Origin of the sequence: Salinibacter grassmerensis (assembly GCF_947077765.1) — a bacterium.
GTDB lineage: Bacteria > Bacteroidota > Rhodothermia > Rhodothermales > Salinibacteraceae > Salinibacter > Salinibacter grassmerensis.
This window is the reverse complement of sequence record NZ_CAMTTF010000004.1, coordinates 136,955-155,726: the sequence shown is the minus strand read 5'-3', so window position 1 is coordinate 155,726 and position 18,772 is coordinate 136,955. Positions and strand designations below refer to the sequence as shown.

Annotated in this window: 15 protein-coding genes and 1 tRNA gene; 12 read left to right on the top strand and 4 right to left on the bottom strand. The window is 52.2% G+C overall.

The genetic code is table 11. The features are described 5' to 3' along the window. The first annotated feature begins 22 nt into the window (after nucleotides 1-22). From OJB03_RS10755 to OJB03_RS10700, 12 genes are all read left to right on the top strand, one after another. The gene (locus OJB03_RS10755; RefSeq protein ID WP_263787295.1) at nucleotides 23-982 is read left to right on the top strand and encodes a major capsid protein; all 960 of its coding nucleotides are present in this window, start codon (nucleotides 23-25) and stop codon (nucleotides 980-982) included. Nucleotides 983-1,074: 92 nt separating this feature from the next. Continuing rightward, complete coding sequence (locus OJB03_RS10750) at nucleotides 1,075-1,497, top strand: hypothetical protein (RefSeq protein WP_263787294.1); 423 nt, start codon at nucleotides 1,075-1,077, stop codon at nucleotides 1,495-1,497. Further along, nucleotides 1,494-1,814 carry a hypothetical protein gene (locus OJB03_RS10745; RefSeq protein ID WP_263787293.1) on the top strand — a complete coding sequence of 107 codons (321 nt, stop codon included), beginning with the start codon at nucleotides 1,494-1,496 and terminating at the stop codon, nucleotides 1,812-1,814. The genes OJB03_RS10750 and OJB03_RS10745 overlap by 4 nt, the downstream gene beginning before the upstream one ends. 1 nt (nucleotide 1,815) lies before the next feature. Continuing rightward, nucleotides 1,816-2,199 (top strand): HK97 gp10 family phage protein, encoded by a 384-nt coding sequence (locus OJB03_RS10740; RefSeq protein ID WP_263787292.1) that lies wholly within the window; start codon nucleotides 1,816-1,818, stop codon nucleotides 2,197-2,199. Between the two features lie 5 nt (nucleotides 2,200-2,204). Beyond that, nucleotides 2,205-5,219 carry a hypothetical protein gene (locus OJB03_RS10735; protein ID WP_263787291.1) on the top strand — a complete coding sequence of 1,005 codons (3,015 nt, stop codon included), beginning with the start codon at nucleotides 2,205-2,207 and terminating at the stop codon, nucleotides 5,217-5,219. 13 nt (nucleotides 5,220-5,232) lie between these two features. Next, the gene (locus OJB03_RS10730; RefSeq protein ID WP_263787290.1) at nucleotides 5,233-6,192 is read left to right on the top strand and encodes an NHL repeat-containing protein; all 960 of its coding nucleotides are present in this window, start codon (nucleotides 5,233-5,235) and stop codon (nucleotides 6,190-6,192) included. Between the two features lie 63 nt (nucleotides 6,193-6,255). Beyond that, nucleotides 6,256-6,663, top strand: coding sequence for a phage tail protein (locus tag OJB03_RS10725; protein ID WP_263787289.1), 408 nt, complete (start codon nucleotides 6,256-6,258; stop codon nucleotides 6,661-6,663). Between the two features lie 5 nt (nucleotides 6,664-6,668). Then, nucleotides 6,669-7,142 (top strand): periplasmic substrate-binding domain-containing protein, encoded by a 474-nt coding sequence (locus OJB03_RS10720; RefSeq protein WP_263787288.1) that lies wholly within the window; start codon nucleotides 6,669-6,671, stop codon nucleotides 7,140-7,142. A 397-nt stretch (nucleotides 7,143-7,539) separates the two neighbouring features. Then, on the top strand, nucleotides 7,540-9,372 hold the full coding sequence (locus OJB03_RS10715) for a hypothetical protein (RefSeq protein WP_263787287.1): 1,833 nt from the start codon (nucleotides 7,540-7,542) through the stop codon (nucleotides 9,370-9,372). 10 nt (nucleotides 9,373-9,382) lie between these two features. Further along, nucleotides 9,383-13,909 carry a hypothetical protein gene (locus OJB03_RS10710; protein ID WP_263787286.1) on the top strand — a complete coding sequence of 1,509 codons (4,527 nt, stop codon included), beginning with the start codon at nucleotides 9,383-9,385 and terminating at the stop codon, nucleotides 13,907-13,909. Nucleotides 13,910-14,015: 106 nt separating this feature from the next. Next, a complete protein-coding gene (locus tag OJB03_RS10705; RefSeq protein ID WP_263787285.1) occupies nucleotides 14,016-14,273 on the top strand; it encodes a hypothetical protein in 258 nt (85 codons plus the stop codon). Nucleotides 14,274-14,358: 85 nt separating this feature from the next. Continuing rightward, nucleotides 14,359-14,550, top strand: a complete 192-nt coding sequence (locus OJB03_RS10700; protein WP_263787282.1) for a hypothetical protein — start codon at nucleotides 14,359-14,361, stop codon at nucleotides 14,548-14,550. Here OJB03_RS10700 and OJB03_RS10695 read toward each other — a convergent pair. The 4 genes from OJB03_RS10695 to OJB03_RS10680 all read right to left on the bottom strand — a co-directional run bounded on the left by OJB03_RS10695 (nucleotide 14,548) and on the right by OJB03_RS10680 (nucleotide 18,638). Next, a tRNA-Leu gene (locus tag OJB03_RS10695) sits at nucleotides 14,548-14,634 on the bottom strand. The two genes, OJB03_RS10700 and OJB03_RS10695, sit on opposite strands and share 3 nt — an antisense overlap. 326 nt (nucleotides 14,635-14,960) lie before the next feature. Further along, nucleotides 14,961-16,331, bottom strand: coding sequence for a dipeptidase (locus tag OJB03_RS10690; RefSeq protein ID WP_263787280.1), 1,371 nt, complete (start codon nucleotides 16,329-16,331; stop codon nucleotides 14,961-14,963). 228 nt (nucleotides 16,332-16,559) lie between these two features. Then, the gene (locus OJB03_RS10685; protein WP_263787278.1) at nucleotides 16,560-17,303 is read right to left on the bottom strand and encodes an SAM-dependent methyltransferase; all 744 of its coding nucleotides are present in this window, start codon (nucleotides 17,301-17,303) and stop codon (nucleotides 16,560-16,562) included. Nucleotides 17,304-17,396: 93 nt separating this feature from the next. Next, on the bottom strand, nucleotides 17,397-18,638 hold the full coding sequence (locus tag OJB03_RS10680; protein ID WP_263787276.1) for a 4-hydroxy-3-methylbut-2-enyl diphosphate reductase: 1,242 nt from the start codon (nucleotides 18,636-18,638) through the stop codon (nucleotides 17,397-17,399). Nucleotides 18,639-18,772 lie beyond the last annotated feature (134 nt).

Here is an 18,772-nt window from a genome sequence, read left to right as displayed (position 1 = left end):
ACTAAACTATAAACTAACCAAAATGGCTAATTTTGTATTTTTCGAAGAGCAGTTTCGTGGGGGCTACCGCGACACACTACAAGAGAACGTTGAAGCGTTCGTAAACCAGGCAGGACCCGAAGTTACTATCTCTGTTGACGACGCGCAGGGAGAGAAGACGAGAGAATCGTTCTTCCAGCGTATCGGAGGCACCGTTAACGAAATGGATCCTTCCGGTACAGGAGACGCAACTATTCAAGAGCTAGGAGAAGGACAGCGGGACGTACCGCACGTTACCCGTCGAGTCGGACCGTTCGAAGTACGAGATATCGAACTTGAAAGGCGGCAAATGAACAGCCAGCAGTATTCGGCTGTCCTCGGAGAGCAAGTTGCAGAAGATACGCAAGAGGACTACGTAAACACGCTCGTTAAGGGTATGGTCGGAGCTTGCGGAAGCGAATCCGGCTTGACCGTTGAGCACAACCCCGACACCGGAGACACAAGCCTTGAAAAGCTTGACTACCAAGCACTCGTTGACGGGCTTGCAGCGTTTGGAGACGCGGGTTCTAAGATCGGAACCTTTGTTATGCACTCCAAGCCGTTTTACGACCTTATGGGCGACGCTATTAACCAAGCAGGAACCGACGTTCCAGGCGCTACGATCTACGAGGGAACCGTAGGCACGCTTAACAGGGACGCTATCGTTATCGACAACGACGCTCTTGTTGACGGTGAAGAGTTCCGAACGCTTGCACTCCGCGACGGAGCGCTTCAGCTTGAAGAGCTATTCGCGCCGGGAATGAGCACGGAGACGGATGTAACGGGGCAAGCAGGACCAGCAACGCGTATGGCAGGAATCCAAGGGCAGAAAGTTGATGTTCGCGGGTTTAGCTACGACGGACCAAATCACCCGTCCGACGCAGAGCTTGTTGATACTGCAAACTGGAATCACGTTATGTCCAGTATCAAGAATAGTCCAGGCGTTATTATCAAGACTATTTAAGCAAAGGGCAACTCTTTGAACGTCACAGAAAGACCCGAACTCGGCAGTCGTCGGGTTCGGGTTTTTCTTTTATACAAACAAAAATAAACAGTATGCCGATTGAAGCAGACTCTTACTTTAACTTACAGGAGCACCGGAAGTACATACCGACCGATGCAGGGGTCAACCCCGAAAACGCGACAGAAGGTTTAGCAGATAGAGCCGAAGACTTGGTTTTAGATTATTATACTTATACAAACGGAGTGGGGGACCGAATTGTATATCTTTACGAGTGGGAAGAGCACGGTCTAGACGACAACCCCAACGAGCAAGAACGAGAGTTTTTGCAGGCTTACCGAAGAACGGTCGGAAGCCAGTTGTGGTGGAACTTACTTAAAAAAGATAACAACCCCTTCCACGAGTCCAGAAGCGTAGGAAAAGAAAGCGTTTCTTTCGATAACGAGCTTATGCAAAAAGAACGACCGCCGAACTTCGGCAAGTTTCTTACAGAATTTGACGCAAGACCGCTAATATGAATGACGGATCTATAACGCTTTACGAAGAGACCGGAACGCAAAACGACTTCGGTTACGTGGAGGGCGTAGAGACCGTTTTGTTCGAGTCCAGCGCAACCGTTGACGAAGAAGGGATCACGACAGCGGGACCGGACGGCGGCTTTGAGAAGGTCGGAGATCTAACGGTTTTTCCGTCGAAAGCGCCCGACTACACTGCCGTAAGCGTCGGTATGAAAGCGAAGGTTACGACACGCACAGGAGACGAAGTAATCTGCTCCGTTGCAGAGTACCAGCCGAAAGGGGCGTTCAACGGGGCAATAGTAGTAAACAGAAAATAATATGCTTGACGTAGAGTTCGACGGTTTTGAAGAGGTTGAAGAGCAGATAGAAGAGTACACCGAAAAAGCCGTTGAAGAGACAAAAGAAGAGGTTGACAAGACGACTAAGAGCGTTCAAAACAAGGCAAAGGACAACGCCCCCGAAGAGACTGGAACGCTTGTAAGAGGCTATCAACACGAGCTATCAGCGGACGGTTTTTCCGGCGTCGTCTTCAACCCCGTCGAGTACGCAAAGCGAATAGAGTTCGGCTTTGTCGGGACGGACGAGCTTGGGCGCACTTACACGCAAAAAGGACAGTTTCCCTTATCAAGAGCCTTTCGAGAAGAGACAAAGGACTTTGGCAAAAGGCTTAAAGAAAGAATTGAAGATATAGAGACAACTTAAAAAATATGATACTTGATCTTATAGAGTCGGTCAACCAAAGGCTCAAAAAAATAGACTACTATAATACGGTCGAAGTTTATACGTCCGTACCTACTCCACCGGACTTTCCGTATGTTACTCTTGAAGGCGTAGACGACGAAGTATTTTACACCGACGATTCGAGGGTAACAGAAGCAACAATTAATATTGCTCTTTGGTACCAGTGGGAAGCCGGAAAGATTAACGACTACGGCTTCGAGAAAAACATTGAAAACGTTAAAGACGGATTTAAAAACGCACTTTATGTTTCCGGTGCCGAAGTTACAGACGAACAAATCGACAACGTAAACCGGACGACTTTTTCTGGAGACGGGACCACCGAAAAGAAAGCAACGATTACCCTTGCGTATACGATAGTAGAAGACCGCAGCGCCGACGCTGTAAGCATAACAAGCGACAAAGTAATAGAGGGAGAAAACAACCTTTACTTTACGCAAGAGCGGACACAAGACGCCGTAGACAGCTTGCTTGAAGGGGGGGAGGGGATCACCCTTGCTTACGACGACGAAAGCGACTCGCTAACCGTTACAGCGGACGACATAAGCTTTGAAGTTATTCAGGACAAAGCGTGGGACGTTCTTACAGGTACACAAACCCTTATCGACGTTACCTACGACGACAGCAACGACGAAGTAGACTTCGAAATAGAGTCGGATCTAAGCCAATACGACAACTCTGTAAGCGGCTTTATTAGCGGTCTCTCGAACTTTGCTACGGGCGACCTAGCGGAGGGCTCGAACCTGTACTTTACAGAAGAGCGAGTTGACGACCGCGTAAGCAACCTCGTTTCGGGCGGCACGCACGTAATTAAGACTTACACCGATAGCAACGGCAACTTAACGCTTGACGTTGACGACAACCTAAGCGCTTATAACAACGACATAGGCTTTATTACGGGCTACACCGTAACGGAGTCCGACGTTACGCAGCACGAAGGGGCGCTTACTATCACAGAGAGTCAAATTAGCGACCTCGTACACTACACGTCGTCGGATTTCGACACCGACTTTTCGAACAAGTCCAGCGACAACCTAAGTGAAGGCATAAACAACCTGTACTTTACCGAAGAGAGGGCGCAAGACGCAGCAAATAGCCTTCTTTCCGGAGGTACAAACGCAACTCTAAGCCACGACGACGCCGGAAACACTCTTACGGTAAACGTCGAGACCGACCTAAGCGAGTACGACAACTCTACGACAGGGTATATTTCAAGCGTAAGCGAAGCCGCTGTCACGCAGCACGAGACCGCTTTAACGGTCACAGAAAGCCAAATCAGCGATCTTGATAAGTTTACGGCGTCGGATATTCCTGCAACCTATATGGAAGAAGGGGAGAACGTAAGCCTCTTGAACAACGACGCTGGCTTTATCTCCGGTTACACGGTAACGGAGTCGGACGTAACCCAACACGAAGCCGCTCTAACGGTCACGGAGAGCCAAATTAGCGACCTTACCCACTACACAGACGAAGAGGCGCAAGACGCTGTAAACTCTCTTCTTACGGGGGGAAGCAACGTAGCCTTGACGTACGACGACGCCGGAAACAGTCTTACTATCGACGGCACAGATACGACTTACAGCGCCGGAACTCTGCTTTCTCTCTCTGGAACGGAGTTCAACGTTAACGACGACCTAAGCCAGTATGATAACACAACCTCGGGCTTTCTTTCTAGCGTAAGTGAAAGTGCTGTAACCCAACACGAAAGCGCACTTACTATTACCGAAAGCCAAATTAGCGATCTTACCCACTACACGTCTACGGACTTCGGTACAGACTTTAGCAACAAAACAACCGACGCTCTAAGTGAAGGCACAAGTAACCTTTACTACACAGACGAGAGGGTTGAAGACCACGTGGCTTCTGTACTTTCGGGCGGTACAAACGCTTCGGTTACGAGAGACGACGCCAACAACGCTATAACTGTAAGCTCTACCGACACGCAGCTTACAAGCGAAGAGGTTCAAGACGCCGTATACAACAACGTTCTTACGGGCACACAGAGCCTTATAAGCGTAGCCTACGACGACGCAAACAGGAACGTAAGCTACGAAGTAACCTCGGACCTAAGCCAATTTGACAACTCTACGAGCGGGTTTATTACAGGGTACACGGTTACGCAGTCCGACGTTACGCAGCACGAAACCGCCTTGACCATCACGGAGAGCCAAATTAGCGATCTTACGCACTACGGCTCTACCGACTTTGACAGCGACTTCGGAAGCAAGACAACAGACGGTCTAAGCGAAGGGACAAGCAACCTTTACTATACCACCGAACGGGCACAAGACGACGCTGCAAGCCTGTTAAGCGGCGGCACGAACGCTTCTGTTACGTACGACGACGCCGCTCCGTCGCTTACAGTTGACGTAGACGATAACCTTTCGACTTACACAAACGACGCCGGATTTATCACGGGGTACACGGTCACGGAGACCGACGTTACGCAGCACGAATCGGCTCTTACAGTTACAGAAAGCCAGATCAGCGACCTTACCCACTACACGGACGAAGACGCACAAGACGCCGCAAACAGCCTACTTACAGGCGGCAGCGGTATCGGGCTTACGTACGACGACGCAAACAACAGCCTAACAGTAGACGGGGGAATCGGAATAGAGGACTCCGCTACAAGCGTTCTTTCCAGAGCAGACGGCATCAACTTCGGAAGGGGAATAGCAGTTACCGACGACGGAGACAACTCCGCAAGCGTAAAGGCACACGCCGACCTGCAAGGAAGAGGGGTGCCTAGTAATTCACTAGGAGAAAACGGAGACATTTACTTCGACACAAGAGCGGAAAATGACAACGTTATGAACGACGTAAGTTCAAACATAGGAGACCCGAACGAGGCAAAAGAAATTGCCGCTCTTAAAAATGATAAATTTATCGCACTTGAACTAGACAAATATAACGACCAGTTGGTTTTTGCTGTATCCTTCCCTAATGGATCATCTAAGACAGCAACTATCAACCTAACTTAAACAAATAAACAGTATGTTCTATCAAAAAATAAATGGAAGTTGGGAAAATATAACGCAGGGCAACAAAGAAGTCCAACCCAGAGTAAGAAATTACTTTATTACCAGCAACTCTACGGAAGGGAAAGTATATTCATTGGCAAACAACGGCGGTCCTCAAGTAGCTTGGCAAAATGACTTTAGTGGTCATCAAGTAAGCATTGACGTAGAAGCGAGCAAAGACGAAATGTATGGAGTAAATTCGTCTGGACAAATAAGCAAATTTAATACGAGAGGCTTCCAACCAGGATCTATAAATTTACAGGGAACAACCAGCGGAAGCGATCCACAAAAACTTATTTACAACAAGCCAAACGATAACGTTTACGTTGCCACTTCTACAACACTCGAAAGGTTCGGCGGGTCGTATCAATGGTTTTCAACTTCGATATCGGGAGTAAATGACTTAGCCGTTTTTGATAACGGAAACGCTGTTGTAGCGGAAGATTCTTCCGGTCCTATTAGAAAGTTTGATACTAACGGAAACGAATTGTGGAGCTACAACACGTCGGAAAACAAAACAGCTATTGCAACAACCGGAAACGGAAACGTTATTTACGGAAACGCAAACGGAGAGTTAAAAAAACTTACCACCGACGGCAGTTCTGTTGCTACTACATATACTGGTAGTTTTAATTCCGGAGTGCCTGTAAAATTGATGTCTAACCCAAACGGAGAACTTTACGTGGCTTGGGACGAAGCAGGTAACTACAACTTTGGAGGATTTAATTTAGACCTAACCTTTAACTTCAGTTTAGATATATCGGAGGTTCCAAAAAACATTAGCTATTACGATTCTAGCGTGTATGTTTCGACTTCAAGTACTATATGGAATTTTTCCACAGCTAACAGTAGTCCAACTCTAGGATTTGTATTTGACAATACTTACAGCGACGGATCTGTATTGGGGGTATACAAAGCTTTCGTATACGTCTAAATACTAATCAAACCCGTTATACTTAATAGCAGAAGAAACGAACCCTAAACAAAAAATAATAATATGCCAGAGAAAGGTCAAAAGTACAGATTTTACATCGACGACGGCGGCACTATGCAGAAAGTCGGAGAAACGAGAGAGAAAAGCGTTAACCGCTCCAAGGACTTGCTCGACCGTTCAAGCGACGATAGCCCAACAGACGCTTCTTACATCGGAGGGCTAAGAGAGGGAGAGGTAACTATTAGCGGCTTGTATGCACCGGACGACCCAGGACAAACCCTTATTCAAGCCGCCTTTGAAAGCGACTCTCCAACCTCTATGAAGCTTGAAGGAGACGAGACAGGCGACGTACAAATTAAGTTTGACGGTCATATCGAAGATTGGAGCAGGACACACAACCTTAACGAGCTTTCCGTTTTTGAGCTTACGATCCGCACAGACGGAGAGATTACCGAAGATCAAGTAGCGTAACATAGATGGATAACCTAACTTTTATTAAAATCGGCGGCAAACACCGCCCTGTTTCTTATAACTTCAACGTAGTTAAGAACATCCAGGAAGAGCTAAACACTTCGGAGTACAGGGAGAAAATGGCTAGCGCCCTGCAAGAGAAGCTTCAAGAGGTAGGCGCAGAGTCCGTTGAAGAGCTTTCAGAAGAGGATAAAGAGGACTTGGTAGCGTCGCAAGGGGGCACAGACTTCGTGCTTTACCAGTGGTTCTACTGCCTTGAAGAGGGGCACAGGAGAGCGGGCAAGGACTTTACTGCCGAAGAGGTTGAAGTAACCTACGACCCCGAAGCCGACGAAATGAGCGAAGAGGTTGTCGGAGAAAAAGAAATTACCCCCGAAGACGTTGGGGCTTGGCTATCGGATCTTGAAGAGACAGAGGCAGAGAAGTTCAACGAGTACATCAACGAGCGGGAAGTTAGCGACCGTCAAAAAAAAGCATAGATAGGCACCTTGCCCGTGGAGAAAACGAAGAGCCGATAGACACGGGCGACCCCGTTGACAGGCTTATCGACACCTACGACTTCCATAGCCTTATTCAAACGGCTTTTCAGGTAGGATACGACGACGTAGAAGACTTTTGGGAAGCAACCCCCCGAATCTACTTTCACCGCCTTATAGCCTATTGGGACCAAGAGTTAAAAAAAGACACTCGTTTTGCAAGGCTTGAACAGATGATGCACGCAACGTCGATGGCAGAAGAGCAGCCGCCGTCGATGGATAAGCTACTTGGGTTCGACGGAACAGAGCACGCAGACGCCCACATATCGCCGGAAGAATACGATTGGGACGAACACAAATAAGGCTCCGGCAACGGAGCCTTTTTTATTAACTAAACAGTATGGCACAACTAGACGCTCTACAAGCAAACTTAACGGCAAACACTTCTAGCTTCGAACGGAAGATGAAGTCTGCGGGGGACACCGTAGAGGATACGGGGGAGCAAATGGCAGACGTAACCGACGACTCCGAAGACTTAAAACGATCAACGAAAAGGCTTGCCCGTGCTTTTGCCCGAAACTTTTCGTCTATGGAAGGAGACGTAGACGGGGCAAAAGACGAAGTACAACAACTCGACAGGGCTCTTAACGACATAGACGGCAGGGACGTAAACGCCGAAGTAAACGTCGATACAGACCGTGCAGGAAGAGTCGGAAGAGGCGTCGGTGAAGCGGTCGGTATGACCGGAGTAATCGAAGAAGATATGGGAAGAGATATCGGCGAAGCAGCCGGAAAGCTTTCCGCAACACTAGGCAGAACAACAGCCGCAACAGCAGTCGCCGGAACAGCGATAGCAGGGGTTGGAGCAGCCGCACTAACGGCGGGTGCCGCACTAGCAGGGGCAGCGGGGCTTGCTGTGAAGGCTATGCAGCTTGCTAACGAGCTTGACGGGGCAGGATCGGCGGCAGTTCAAGCCGGAATGAAAGACCTTAACAACGCCGCAGAAAACTTGAAGAGGCAGTTTGTGAAGGAAATGAGCCCCCTTCTTGCCGACACGGTTATTCCGGCTTTGAAGTCTATGGCGCAAGAAGTAGAGAAGGTTATACCGGAGCTTGCCGACTTTGCAGAGACGTGGGTTCCGTCTATGATCGATGCTTCAAGGGGCTTTGTCGATAATATACCCGCTATCCTTAGAGCACTTGACTTTCTTATTCGCACCTTTGCAGCGCTTCACGACGCGACGGCAGCGGCGGGGTATTTCCTTGGCTTTGTGCTGGTTGAAGCTATCGACGGCATAGTTCGGATCTTCCAAGCGCTTGCAAAAGGCGTTATTAACGCTTTGCAGTACCTCGAAAGCTTCTTCCCCGAAAGCGCCGGAACGCCCGATTGGGAGAGTATGAAACAGAGCGTTGAACAGATGGACGACGCCTTAGAAGAGTCTTCCGAAGATATGAAAGACCTCGGTGGTGCCCACGGCGAAGAGCTTGTGGAAAACGCCACAGGATCAACAGACACCGGAGAGCGGGACTTTGGCGTTGACCAAGACAGCGACCTTTTTGAAGCACCAACAAGACAACTTCCAAGCCCCGCAGCACCCGCTTCTAAAGTTCAAGGGGCAGGGCAAGCAAGCCTTGACACCGGAGATAATAGTATTGGCAACTTTCTTCCGGAAGGAAAAATGAAAGGTATTCAAAACTACGGTAAAGAAGTTGACCGCTTAAAGAGAAAACTTAATCCTCTTCGTGGTATGATATTTCAGCTTGGAAAAAGGATAAAAGCGTTTGGAAAAAAAGCAGTTTTTGCCTTTTCGGAGCAAATGGGCGGTGCTATCGCAGACGCTATTGTTGAAGGGGAAAACCTCTTGGACTCGTTTAAGAAGATCATAAAAGGGCTTGTAAAGCAACTTATCGCCCTTATCGCAAAGGCGGTTATAGCGTCGGCACTTTTAAGCGTACTTGGTATCGGCAGCACCTCTTTTGCTTCAAGCTTTAAAAGTATTATCGGTGGCGGTGGAGGATTAGGAGCAGCAACGTCGTCGGCGGGTGCAGCAACGTCGGGAGCGTCGGCGGCTTCGGCTGTAACGCAAACGACAGGAGCAGGGGCAACCAGCACTACTCAAAATATGAACATTAACATAACCGGAAGTACGCGGACAGAGGGAAGAGACATAGTTACTTCTTTCGAAACCACAAAACAAGACGACCGCAGAAAGGGACGAACCGATAGATCTTAAACAAAAGTATATGGCTTACGGCACAAAGTACAGTTCAACTTGGCAGAATAAAAACTCTGGCTCTTGCGAAATTAAAATTCAAAAGCAAGGATACAGCGGATCCGTATACGACCTTACGCCAACAGGTAGCCCGTTTGAGATAACTTGGAGCCAAAAAGAAAAGAACGACCTATCGGTTCCGCTTCACGTTTCGACGGCTGTGCTTCGGTTTTACGGAGACGATAACGGAGAGGCACTTTCCGAAGAGTCTTTTGACGCGCCGGATAAAGAATACCGCGTACAGTTTTACGTTGAAGGCGACCTTTATTGGCAAGGATATCTTGCAACCGACCTTAGAAGAGACAACCCCTACACAGACAAAGAGGTTGTAAAGCTTGAAGCTATCGACGGGCTTGCACTGCTTGAAAACGCAGAGCTAAACCTATCGGGAAAGACCAACTTGTTCGAGGTTCTTAGACGGCTTGTAAGAGGGGCGCAAGACCTTAATATAGCCGCTAATATGGAGTGGTACGCCTACCGTAGCGGCAACCAAATCGGGGGGGACACGCTTCCTTTAAAGCTCTACAAAGTAGACGAGCAAGCCTTTGACGAACTGGAACCGATTGAAGGAGAAGACGGCGAATATAGAACTACCGAAGAAAATAACGCCCGAACGATTTTGGAAGCGGTGCTTGACCGCTTCGGTATGCAGCTTTTTCAGAACACAAGCGGGGATTGGGTTTTGCGGCAGCGCCACCGCATAGCAGGGGACGGGTCTATTAAAGTGTGGGACGGGGTTAGCGACGTTGCAAACAACAACCCGACGCAAAAAGACCTTACGAACGACCTTTCTATAAAGCTACAAAAAGATAAGCCACGGTCAGGAGTCCGACGCCTTCGCCTTTCAAAATCTGTCTACCTATACGAAAAATTGGGTGAACTTATTCAAAACGGGGGGTTTGAGGAAGACTTAACAGGGTGGAGTGTAAACGAAAAGTGTGACGGTGCAGGTCAATCAGAAGTTTGTTCTACGGTTTCGATTGAGAGTTACAACAACCTTCCCGGCGATATTTCGCAGGAAAACCAACAAGCTGTTCTTTTAGAGCAAGACTTAGAACCGGGTGGGGTTAACCCTTCGGAACCACCTGAATTAATGCAAACAGTTCCCGCCACTATAAGAGATCCTGGTCCAAGAGGGGCAATTCGGTGTAATTGGGAGTTTGCGAAAAGAATAATCAGCACGGAAGCAAAGTTTAAACTTTCCGTTGGGGACTACTATGCAAAAAGGAAGACAGCTAATGTAAAAAGTAAAGCTCTTCCCGCAGATAACGGAGAAGTTTTTATTGACAAACTACCCGAATCTGATGAAATAATTATTCCTAACGGAACCAAGCTTCAAGTATACAACCCTTCTGAAAACCCAGACTTCAATAGCCCAATCGCAACGATTGATCTTAAAAAACCTGCTAAGGGTGAAGATGGGGTTTTGAAAGGTAAAATCTCCGAAGAGATTCCCGAAGGAGCAAAAGTTCAATACTACACGTGGACGACTTCGGAAACAGAGTTTTCGCCGCCAAAAAGAATTCCTAACTCTGATTTTAACATACAAAATCAACAACTTATACTACCTGTCCGAACTATATCCGGAGATAAGGTTACAGGTCAACCATACTTCTATGCAAAAGTAGAATTGTCAGTAGGATCAGATCAAAAAGTGCTACTGGACAACATATCCTTGAAGGTTACAGTAGATGACGAAGTTATAAATTCAACTTCTTACACCGCACTTGATGACCAAACCGGAAGAGAAGAGGAAATTAAACAGCTAATCGGTGATGGTCCTAAAGTTGGGCACCCGAAGGCAATTAAGTTTTCTGGTGTAGATATAACAAACGACTGGAAAGAAGGTCCTTACAGCTCCGGCGAATCGCCTTCGGGTAAAAGCATCGAAGAGTTTACGGCAAAGCACCGTATGAGAGAGCAAAGGGACAGCTTAGAGAGGCTTACCCACGAAGTAGAGCTTCGAGACGGAGCAGACATAAGCCCCGAAGACGTATTCGACATAAACGGCAAGCTCTACACCGTATCTTACTTGCGTCGGCAGTTCAACGGGCAAAGGGGCGACCGTGCGGAAGTAGAGCTTACAAGGCTTAAAGACTCCGGTACAGCCGGACTCGAACAAGCGTTTTACGAAATGCAGTCCGGTGGGGGATCTTCAAGAGGCGGCAGCGGGGGAGCCGGAAGCGGGGGAAGTGTAGGAGAAGGTTCCGGCATATGGGACGAGATCACTAACAAACCGTCCGATCTGTTTGCCCGAAACGGAGACAACGACACTTACACTTCTACGGTAGGGCTTAACAACGACGACATAGATTCAGCCGCAACCGATCTTACGCTTAACGATCTCGACGTAAGAAACGCCCTTTTGGAGATCAACACAGCCGCTTCGGAAGAGAGCGCAACCGAAAACGGCACTGTAAGAGACGTAGATATAAGCGCAAATAGGTTCAATTCTCCAAACGCCCTTATCCGGTGGGACGAGACAAACGACCAATGGGTTGCCGGAACGGAAGGATCTCTTCGGAGGATAGCGGGGGCGATCAACGTTGATATCGGCAACGACGGCGAAGTAGATATCAACGGGCTTTCAACTCTTAAAACAGACAACGACCCGCAAGGCGTATTTTCGAAAGTCGGAAGCACGACGAACCTTCTTGCAGACTTAGCACCGCTTTCTTTCAAAGCCGAAGACGAGACGATAAGCGGCTTGAAGACGCACACAAGCCGCGTTGTGCTTGACGACACGACGCTTCGGACGCAGGGTGCAGCAACAGGTTTTTCCAGCAGCGGAACCGTTATAGACGACCAAGAGAGTTGGTTTGAAGATCTGCAAGTACGGGGTAGCCTTATCGCTCGGGAATTTGAGCTTCGCAAGATCACTGTAACTAAGGGCGACAGAGTGTTCGGACCGGGAGGGGGCAAGGTCGAAAGCGTAAGCGGAAGCGGACCTTACACGCTTACCTTTGCAGAGCCTACGGGCGTACAGACAACCGATATTTGCCTTATTCAAGAGTCGGACTTAGGCAGCGGAGACCGAACGATCATAAAGCAGTTGGAGCTTACGGTTAACTCCACTTCCAACCGCACAAAGACCGTCGAAGTATCGGTCTCTAACTCTACGTCCGAAAAGCCAGAGAAGGGCGACGACCTTGTTGTTGTCGGTTCGTCGGATACTTCACGAGATAGCTCTGTCTTTCTTAGCCCTTACGGACCCTTTATAGACACGCTCGACGGCATAAACAGCCACGCAGACTTTAACAACAGGCAGCCAAGAGCACGCTTCGGAAACGTAAGCGGTATGCCTAACATCGACGGCATAACTCCGCAGGATCACGGTATATGGAGCGACAACGCGTATTTGAAAGGCGTAGTCGTAGCAGAAGACGGAATTATTCAAGACTCTGTTACCGTAGGGGGTACAGAGGCGCAAAATCTAGCAGACCAAAGCTACGTTGACAGTGCCGAAACGGACGCAGAAACGGCGGCTTTCAACTACGCAGACGGACTAGACGATAGCGTTCGAACCGACCTTAACGGCATACTTGACGACTCTCTAAAAAACGGCACGACAGTTATAAGCGGGGGAGTTATTGACACCGACTTAGTTGTTCTTGATTCGGTGGCATTTAGCCCCGTTGAGACAGACAGCGTTATCGGGTCTATCAACGCTTCGACGGAAGGGATTAACATTAACGCTTCGAAGCTCAAAATAAACAGCAACACCACCTTTACAGACGGCTTCGACCCTTCCGAAAACACGACGACGATTCGAAACGACACGCAGCCAAGCAGCAGAGACAACGGCGACTCTCTACAAAAGGGGGACGTGTGGATCGATACCAACGACGGAGACGCGCAGTACACTTATACGGGTTCCGGCTTTAAGCAGTCGTACACAAGGATCGACGGGGGAGATATTGTTACTGGAACAGTCGACGCAAACCGGATCGATACGACGCAACTCTTTTCTCTAGACTTAAATATCGACGGGACCTTTACTCTCAACACCGGAAAGATTGTAACCGGAGACGGAGGGTTTAAGATCGACGACAACGGCGTAAGTATGCAGACCGGATCGTTCGGTTATAACCAAATAGCTTGGTACGGAGATCTGCCTAATCAAAATAACTTTCACGGCTACGTTCGTGGACAGTCGGAGTACTACACTGGCTCGTTTCACTCCAACCTTCGAGTAAAAGCAGAGGACCGTTTGGAGCTTACTTCAGAGGCAGAAGACGTGTATATTCAGCCAGGTCCGAACGGCAACGTGTCGGTTCAGGAAAGCGACTTTATTATTCAAGGTGGGGCTCTTGCCAACCTATACGAGTTTAACAGCAACGCATATATCGATATTCAAGGAAGAGGAAAAAACAGTTCCGAACCACCAGCGCCGCCAAGCGGCAAAGGTAGGCTTTATGCAAAGCGTAGCGGAAGTGATGGCGTTTTGCTCTTCTTCAAGCAGCCGAACGGAAACGTAGACCAAGTGAACTATGAGTAACGCAAAATTATGACTATCGAAGAGCTAATTAAATTTGAACAAGAGCTTGCCGACGAGGAAGAGCGGCTATGCTCGAAACTTGAACGCATAATTCAAGCCAAACCAAGTGGACAACGAGCAGAAAGTAATTCAAAGCCTGCAAAGGCTAAACGAGAGAAAAAAGAAAATAGCAGATCGGATGGACGAAATAAACGGGCGCTTGCGCCGCCTCGAACAGTCCAACGCAGCGCAAGAAGAGCGTATACAAAGCCAGTCCGATTTGAAAGAGAAAGTAAATAAAAACTCTCGTTGGATTAACTACGTCGTAGGTGGGCTTTTTGTTATCCACGCTATTTTGGCAGTAGTATTTGGGCTACCTTTATAACCAACAAAAGATTATAAAAAGCGGGGGAAAGGGCATCGGTAAGCCCCTGCCCTTCAGCCGCTTAGAACGCTAAATTAACGATCCTATGGACTACACCGAAAAACTAAAGTCGAGAAAGCTCCAAGTAACGCTAATTGTCTTCGTATCGGCGACCACCTTTTTAACAGTCGGTATCTTGCCGCCGGAGCTTTGGGTTGAACTTGTAAAGTGGACGGCAGGGATCTACGCTTTGGGCAACGTTGGAGAGCACGCAGCGAAGACCGTGGCGAAGAAGTAGCGGTGGTGGGACTCGAACCCACACGGGGCTACAAACCCCACAGGATTTTGAATCCCGCGTGTCTGCCAATTCCACCACACCGCCAACGTAGTTATAAGCGCCGCAAAGGGACTACCCCTTTGCGGTTTTTATTTTTGTAAGTCTATGTTTTGTAGTAGTTTATGAGAATCCGACACACCATTTTGAATCCGTCGCGTCTGCCAATTCCGCCACTCGGGCAAGAGTGCGGTTGAATCCGCCGGGGCCCCGAAGAGGTGCGGCGGGCGGCCCTGTGGATACCGAGGGGGCTCAATTCGTAGATCATCCCTCAGGTTCCGGGCCGCACCGTCCCCCGGCCGCCCATCCCGACCGGGGACCCGACCCCGAAGAAACACGAGAGTGGAAGCGCGGCACGCGTCCACCGGGGCAGTTTAGGCCATCGCGGCGTAGTGGTCGTGGAACCGGATGATGGCCTGAATGCCCTGGTGGAAGCGGTCGAGGCCGAAGTGCTCGTCGGGGGAGTGGATGGCGTCGGAGTCGAGCCCAAACCCCATAAGCACACTGTCCAGGCCCAGGTGGTTCTGGAAGTCCGCCACCACCGGGATCGTGCCGCCGTTGCGCACGAAGACCGGATCGGTGCCGCGCACCTCGCCCATCGCGTCCTTTGCGGCCTGCATTGGCGGGGCGGACCGGTCGACGAGCACCGGCTCGCCCCCGTGCAGCCGCCGCATGGAAAAGGTCATCGTGTCGGGCACTTCCGCCTCCAGGTGGGCCTCCAGCTTGTCGTAGATGTCCCCCAACTGCTGGTCGGGCACGAGGCGCATCGAGAGCTTGGCGTGGGCCTGGGACGGCAGCACCGTCTTGGCGCCCTCACCGGTGTAGCCGCCCCAGATGCCGTTGACGTCGAGTGTGGGGCGGGCCGAGAGGCATTCGAGCGTTGTGTAGCCCCCTTCGGTCCGCACGTCGTCGATGCCGATGGTGTCCCGCCAGGCCGCCTCGTCGAACGGGAGGTCGGCGTAGGTCTCGCGCTCGGCCTCCGTCAGGTCGCGCACGTCCTCGTAGAACCCAGGGATTGCGATGTGGTGGTCGTCGTCGTGCAGGCCGGCGACAAGGCGACTGAGCGCGTTGGCCGGGTTGTCCACGGCGCCGCCGTAGTTGCCGGAGTGGAGGTCGCGGTTCGGGCCCTCCAGGGTGATCTCGGCGTAGGCCAGCCCGCGCAGGCCATACGTGATCGACGGCGTCTCCGGCGAAAACATGGCCGTATCCGAAACGAGGACGACGTCGCCGTCGAGCCGCTCCCCGTGATCGCGGACGTACGTCTCGATCGCCATCGAGCCGGTCTCCTCCTCGCCTTCGATGATGTACTTGAGGTTGACCGGAAGGTCGCCCTCGGCCGACAGGTACGCCTCGGCGGCCTTCGCGTGCATGAACATCTGGCCCTTATCGTCGCATGCACCGCGGGCGTGCAGGGCGCCGTTGTGCCGGGTTGGCTCGAACGGGTCGGTGGACCACTCCTCCAGCGGGTCGGGCGGTTGCACGTCGTAGTGGCCGTACACGACGACGGTCGGCTTGTCGGGGTCGGTGATGTGCTCGGCGTAGACGAGGGGATGGCCGTCGGTCTCGATGATCTCGGTGTGCTCCATCCCGATGCCGTCGAAGTGGTCGGTGAGCCACTGGGCGGCCCGCTCCACCTCGTCGTCGTAGGCGGAGTCGGTGCTGACCGACGGGATGCGCAGGAGCTCTTGAAGCTCGCTGACGAACCGGTCGGCGTGGCGGTCGGCGTAGCTGAGCGCGGTGTCCATGGGCGGTATCAACTTGCGATGAGCGACGTTCGAGAGAGCAGGAAGGGTTTCCCTCATGGTTCTGGCAACGGGAACCCACAGAATACAAGAAAAGAGGCCGCATGTCCAGACGGAGGGATCGGATGTTTCACGAAACGGGCACTGCGTCTCCGTCTCGGGCCCCCGCGTGGCGAGAGCCTCCCTTGAGAGTAGTGTGCGCCACGGCTGGAGACGCACGGACTGCCTTCGTCACGTTGGGCGTACGGCGTGAAGCAGGAGGCGCGGGCTCTCGCCGGGGACGTAGCTGCCCCCGTCGTAGTCCCCAAACAGCTCCACGACCTCGAGGCCCACTCGGGCGTGCATGTCCGTCAGATCGGACAGCGTGTACAGGCGCACACTCTCTTGAAAGGTCTCCGTGTGGCCATTCTGGTGGACGGTGATCTTCTTGTTAACACGGCCGTCTTCAATCCAGCGGTCCTGGTGGATGGTGTGTCCATCCTCGGTCTCGTACTCGGAGGGCCCCAGCGACTCGGCAACGTGGGGGGCGTTAAGGAAGTCCTGGAGGAACCACCCGCCGGGCCGCAGGGCCGTCGCCATGGCCGCGAGGGCGCGCTCATTCTCAGCGTCCGCGTCGAAGTAGCCGAAGGACGTGAACAGGTTGACGACCCCGTCCGCACACCCATCGCACACCGGGGTGCGCATGTCGCCCACTTGGAAGGAGGCCCTCACGTCGAGGTCGTCGCCGGCCACCCTCGACCGCGCCGCCGCGATGGCGGCCTCCGACAGGTCGAGGCCGGTCACGTGCCAGCCGCGCCGGGCGAGGGCCCGGGCGTGCCGGCCCCGGCCGCAGCCGATGTCGAGGATGTGGGCCCCCGAGGCCGGCGCGATCTTTTGCTCAATCAGGTCGACCAGCCGCTCGGCCTCCGCGTCGTCTCGGTGGTCGTAGACGCGGGTGTACGCGTCGCTCCAGAACCACTCTTCGTACCAGGGCATGTGTGGAGAGAAGGGAGAAGACGGGGGAGGAACGGCGACCGCGGTCGCCCCCAACGTGATCGGTCACCCAGTGCAGTGGTCAACGAGAAGCACCTACCCGTCGTCCAAGTCCTCCTTGAAAGGAGCAATGGCCTCCTCCACGGGACGGGCGTCCGGGAACCAGCTGATGATGTTGCGGACGACCTCGTCGAGCAGGGCATCGGGGCAGGAGGCCCCGGAGGTGAGCAGCACGTCGACCGGCGTGTCCTCGGCGGGAAACCAGTCGTCCGTCGCGACCTCCTCCTTCGCGTGGACGTCGAAGTGATGAATCTCCGACGGGGCGTCGAACTCGCCGGCGTCCCGGATAAAGTAGGTCGGCATGTGCTCCTCGCAGAGCTCCACGAGGTGGCTCGTGTTCGAGGAGTTGTAGCCGCCCACGACGATGCCGAGGTCGGCCCCGTCCTCGATGAGCACCTTCGTGGCGTTCTGGTTTTCGTTGGTGGCGTAGCAGAGCGTGTCGCTCGTGTCGGCGAAGCGCTCCTCGACGTTGGCCTCGCCGTAGCGCTCCATCATGGCGTCGCGCATCAGGTCCGCAATGGCGGCGGTCTCCTCCGCCAGCATGGTCGTCTGGTTGACCACGCCCAGCTTCCGCAGGTCCTGCTCCGGGTCAAAGTTCTCCGAGTACTTGTCCTCGAAGTAGTCGTAGAAGAAGCCGGCGTCTTTCTCGCCCCGGATCACCTTCGCCAGTTCTTCCGCCTCCTCCATGTCTCGCACGACGACCACCGGCCCCTCCTCCTTCGCGTGGGAGAACGTCGCGCGCGTCTCCTCGTGGTACCGCTTGCCGTGGACCACGATCGAGTAGTCGTCATCCCCAATCTGGGAGCTCTTGCGCCACACCTTCTCGACGAACGGGCAGGTGGTGTCGTAGGTCTCGGTGTCGACCCCGTGCTTTTCGAGCTCCTGTTCCACCTCCAGCGTGGTGCCAAAGGCTGGAATGATGACCACGTCGTCGGGCTCCAGCTCGTCGAACGGGATGAGCTGCTCCCCCTGTGTGGTGCGCAGGAACTGGATTCCGCGGTCCCGCAGGTCCTCGTTCACGTGCGGGTTGTGGATCATCTCCGAGAGGAGGAAGATCCGTTTGCCGGGGTTTTCGTCCAGCGCCTCGTACGCGATCTCGATGGCCTGCTCCACTCCGAAGCAGAAGCCGAAGTGGCGCGCGATTTTAAAGCGGACCGGCCCGAAGTCGATCACCGATGGAGACAGGTCTTTTTTGCGCGGGTCGGTGGCCTGGCGCGCGTCCGTGACCGTCGAGATGATGGGGCTTTTGTAGAACGTGGGAACGTCGAACTGGCGCATAAGCAGTCGGAAATCGCGGGAGGACAGTGACACTCCGCCCGGTCGTACGGAAGGGGACCGCCGGTGATTCAGAGCGGGCCGACGTGTGGAGGGCGTGAAGGAGGAACAACCGGTGCCGGGGTGCGCGTGCAGGG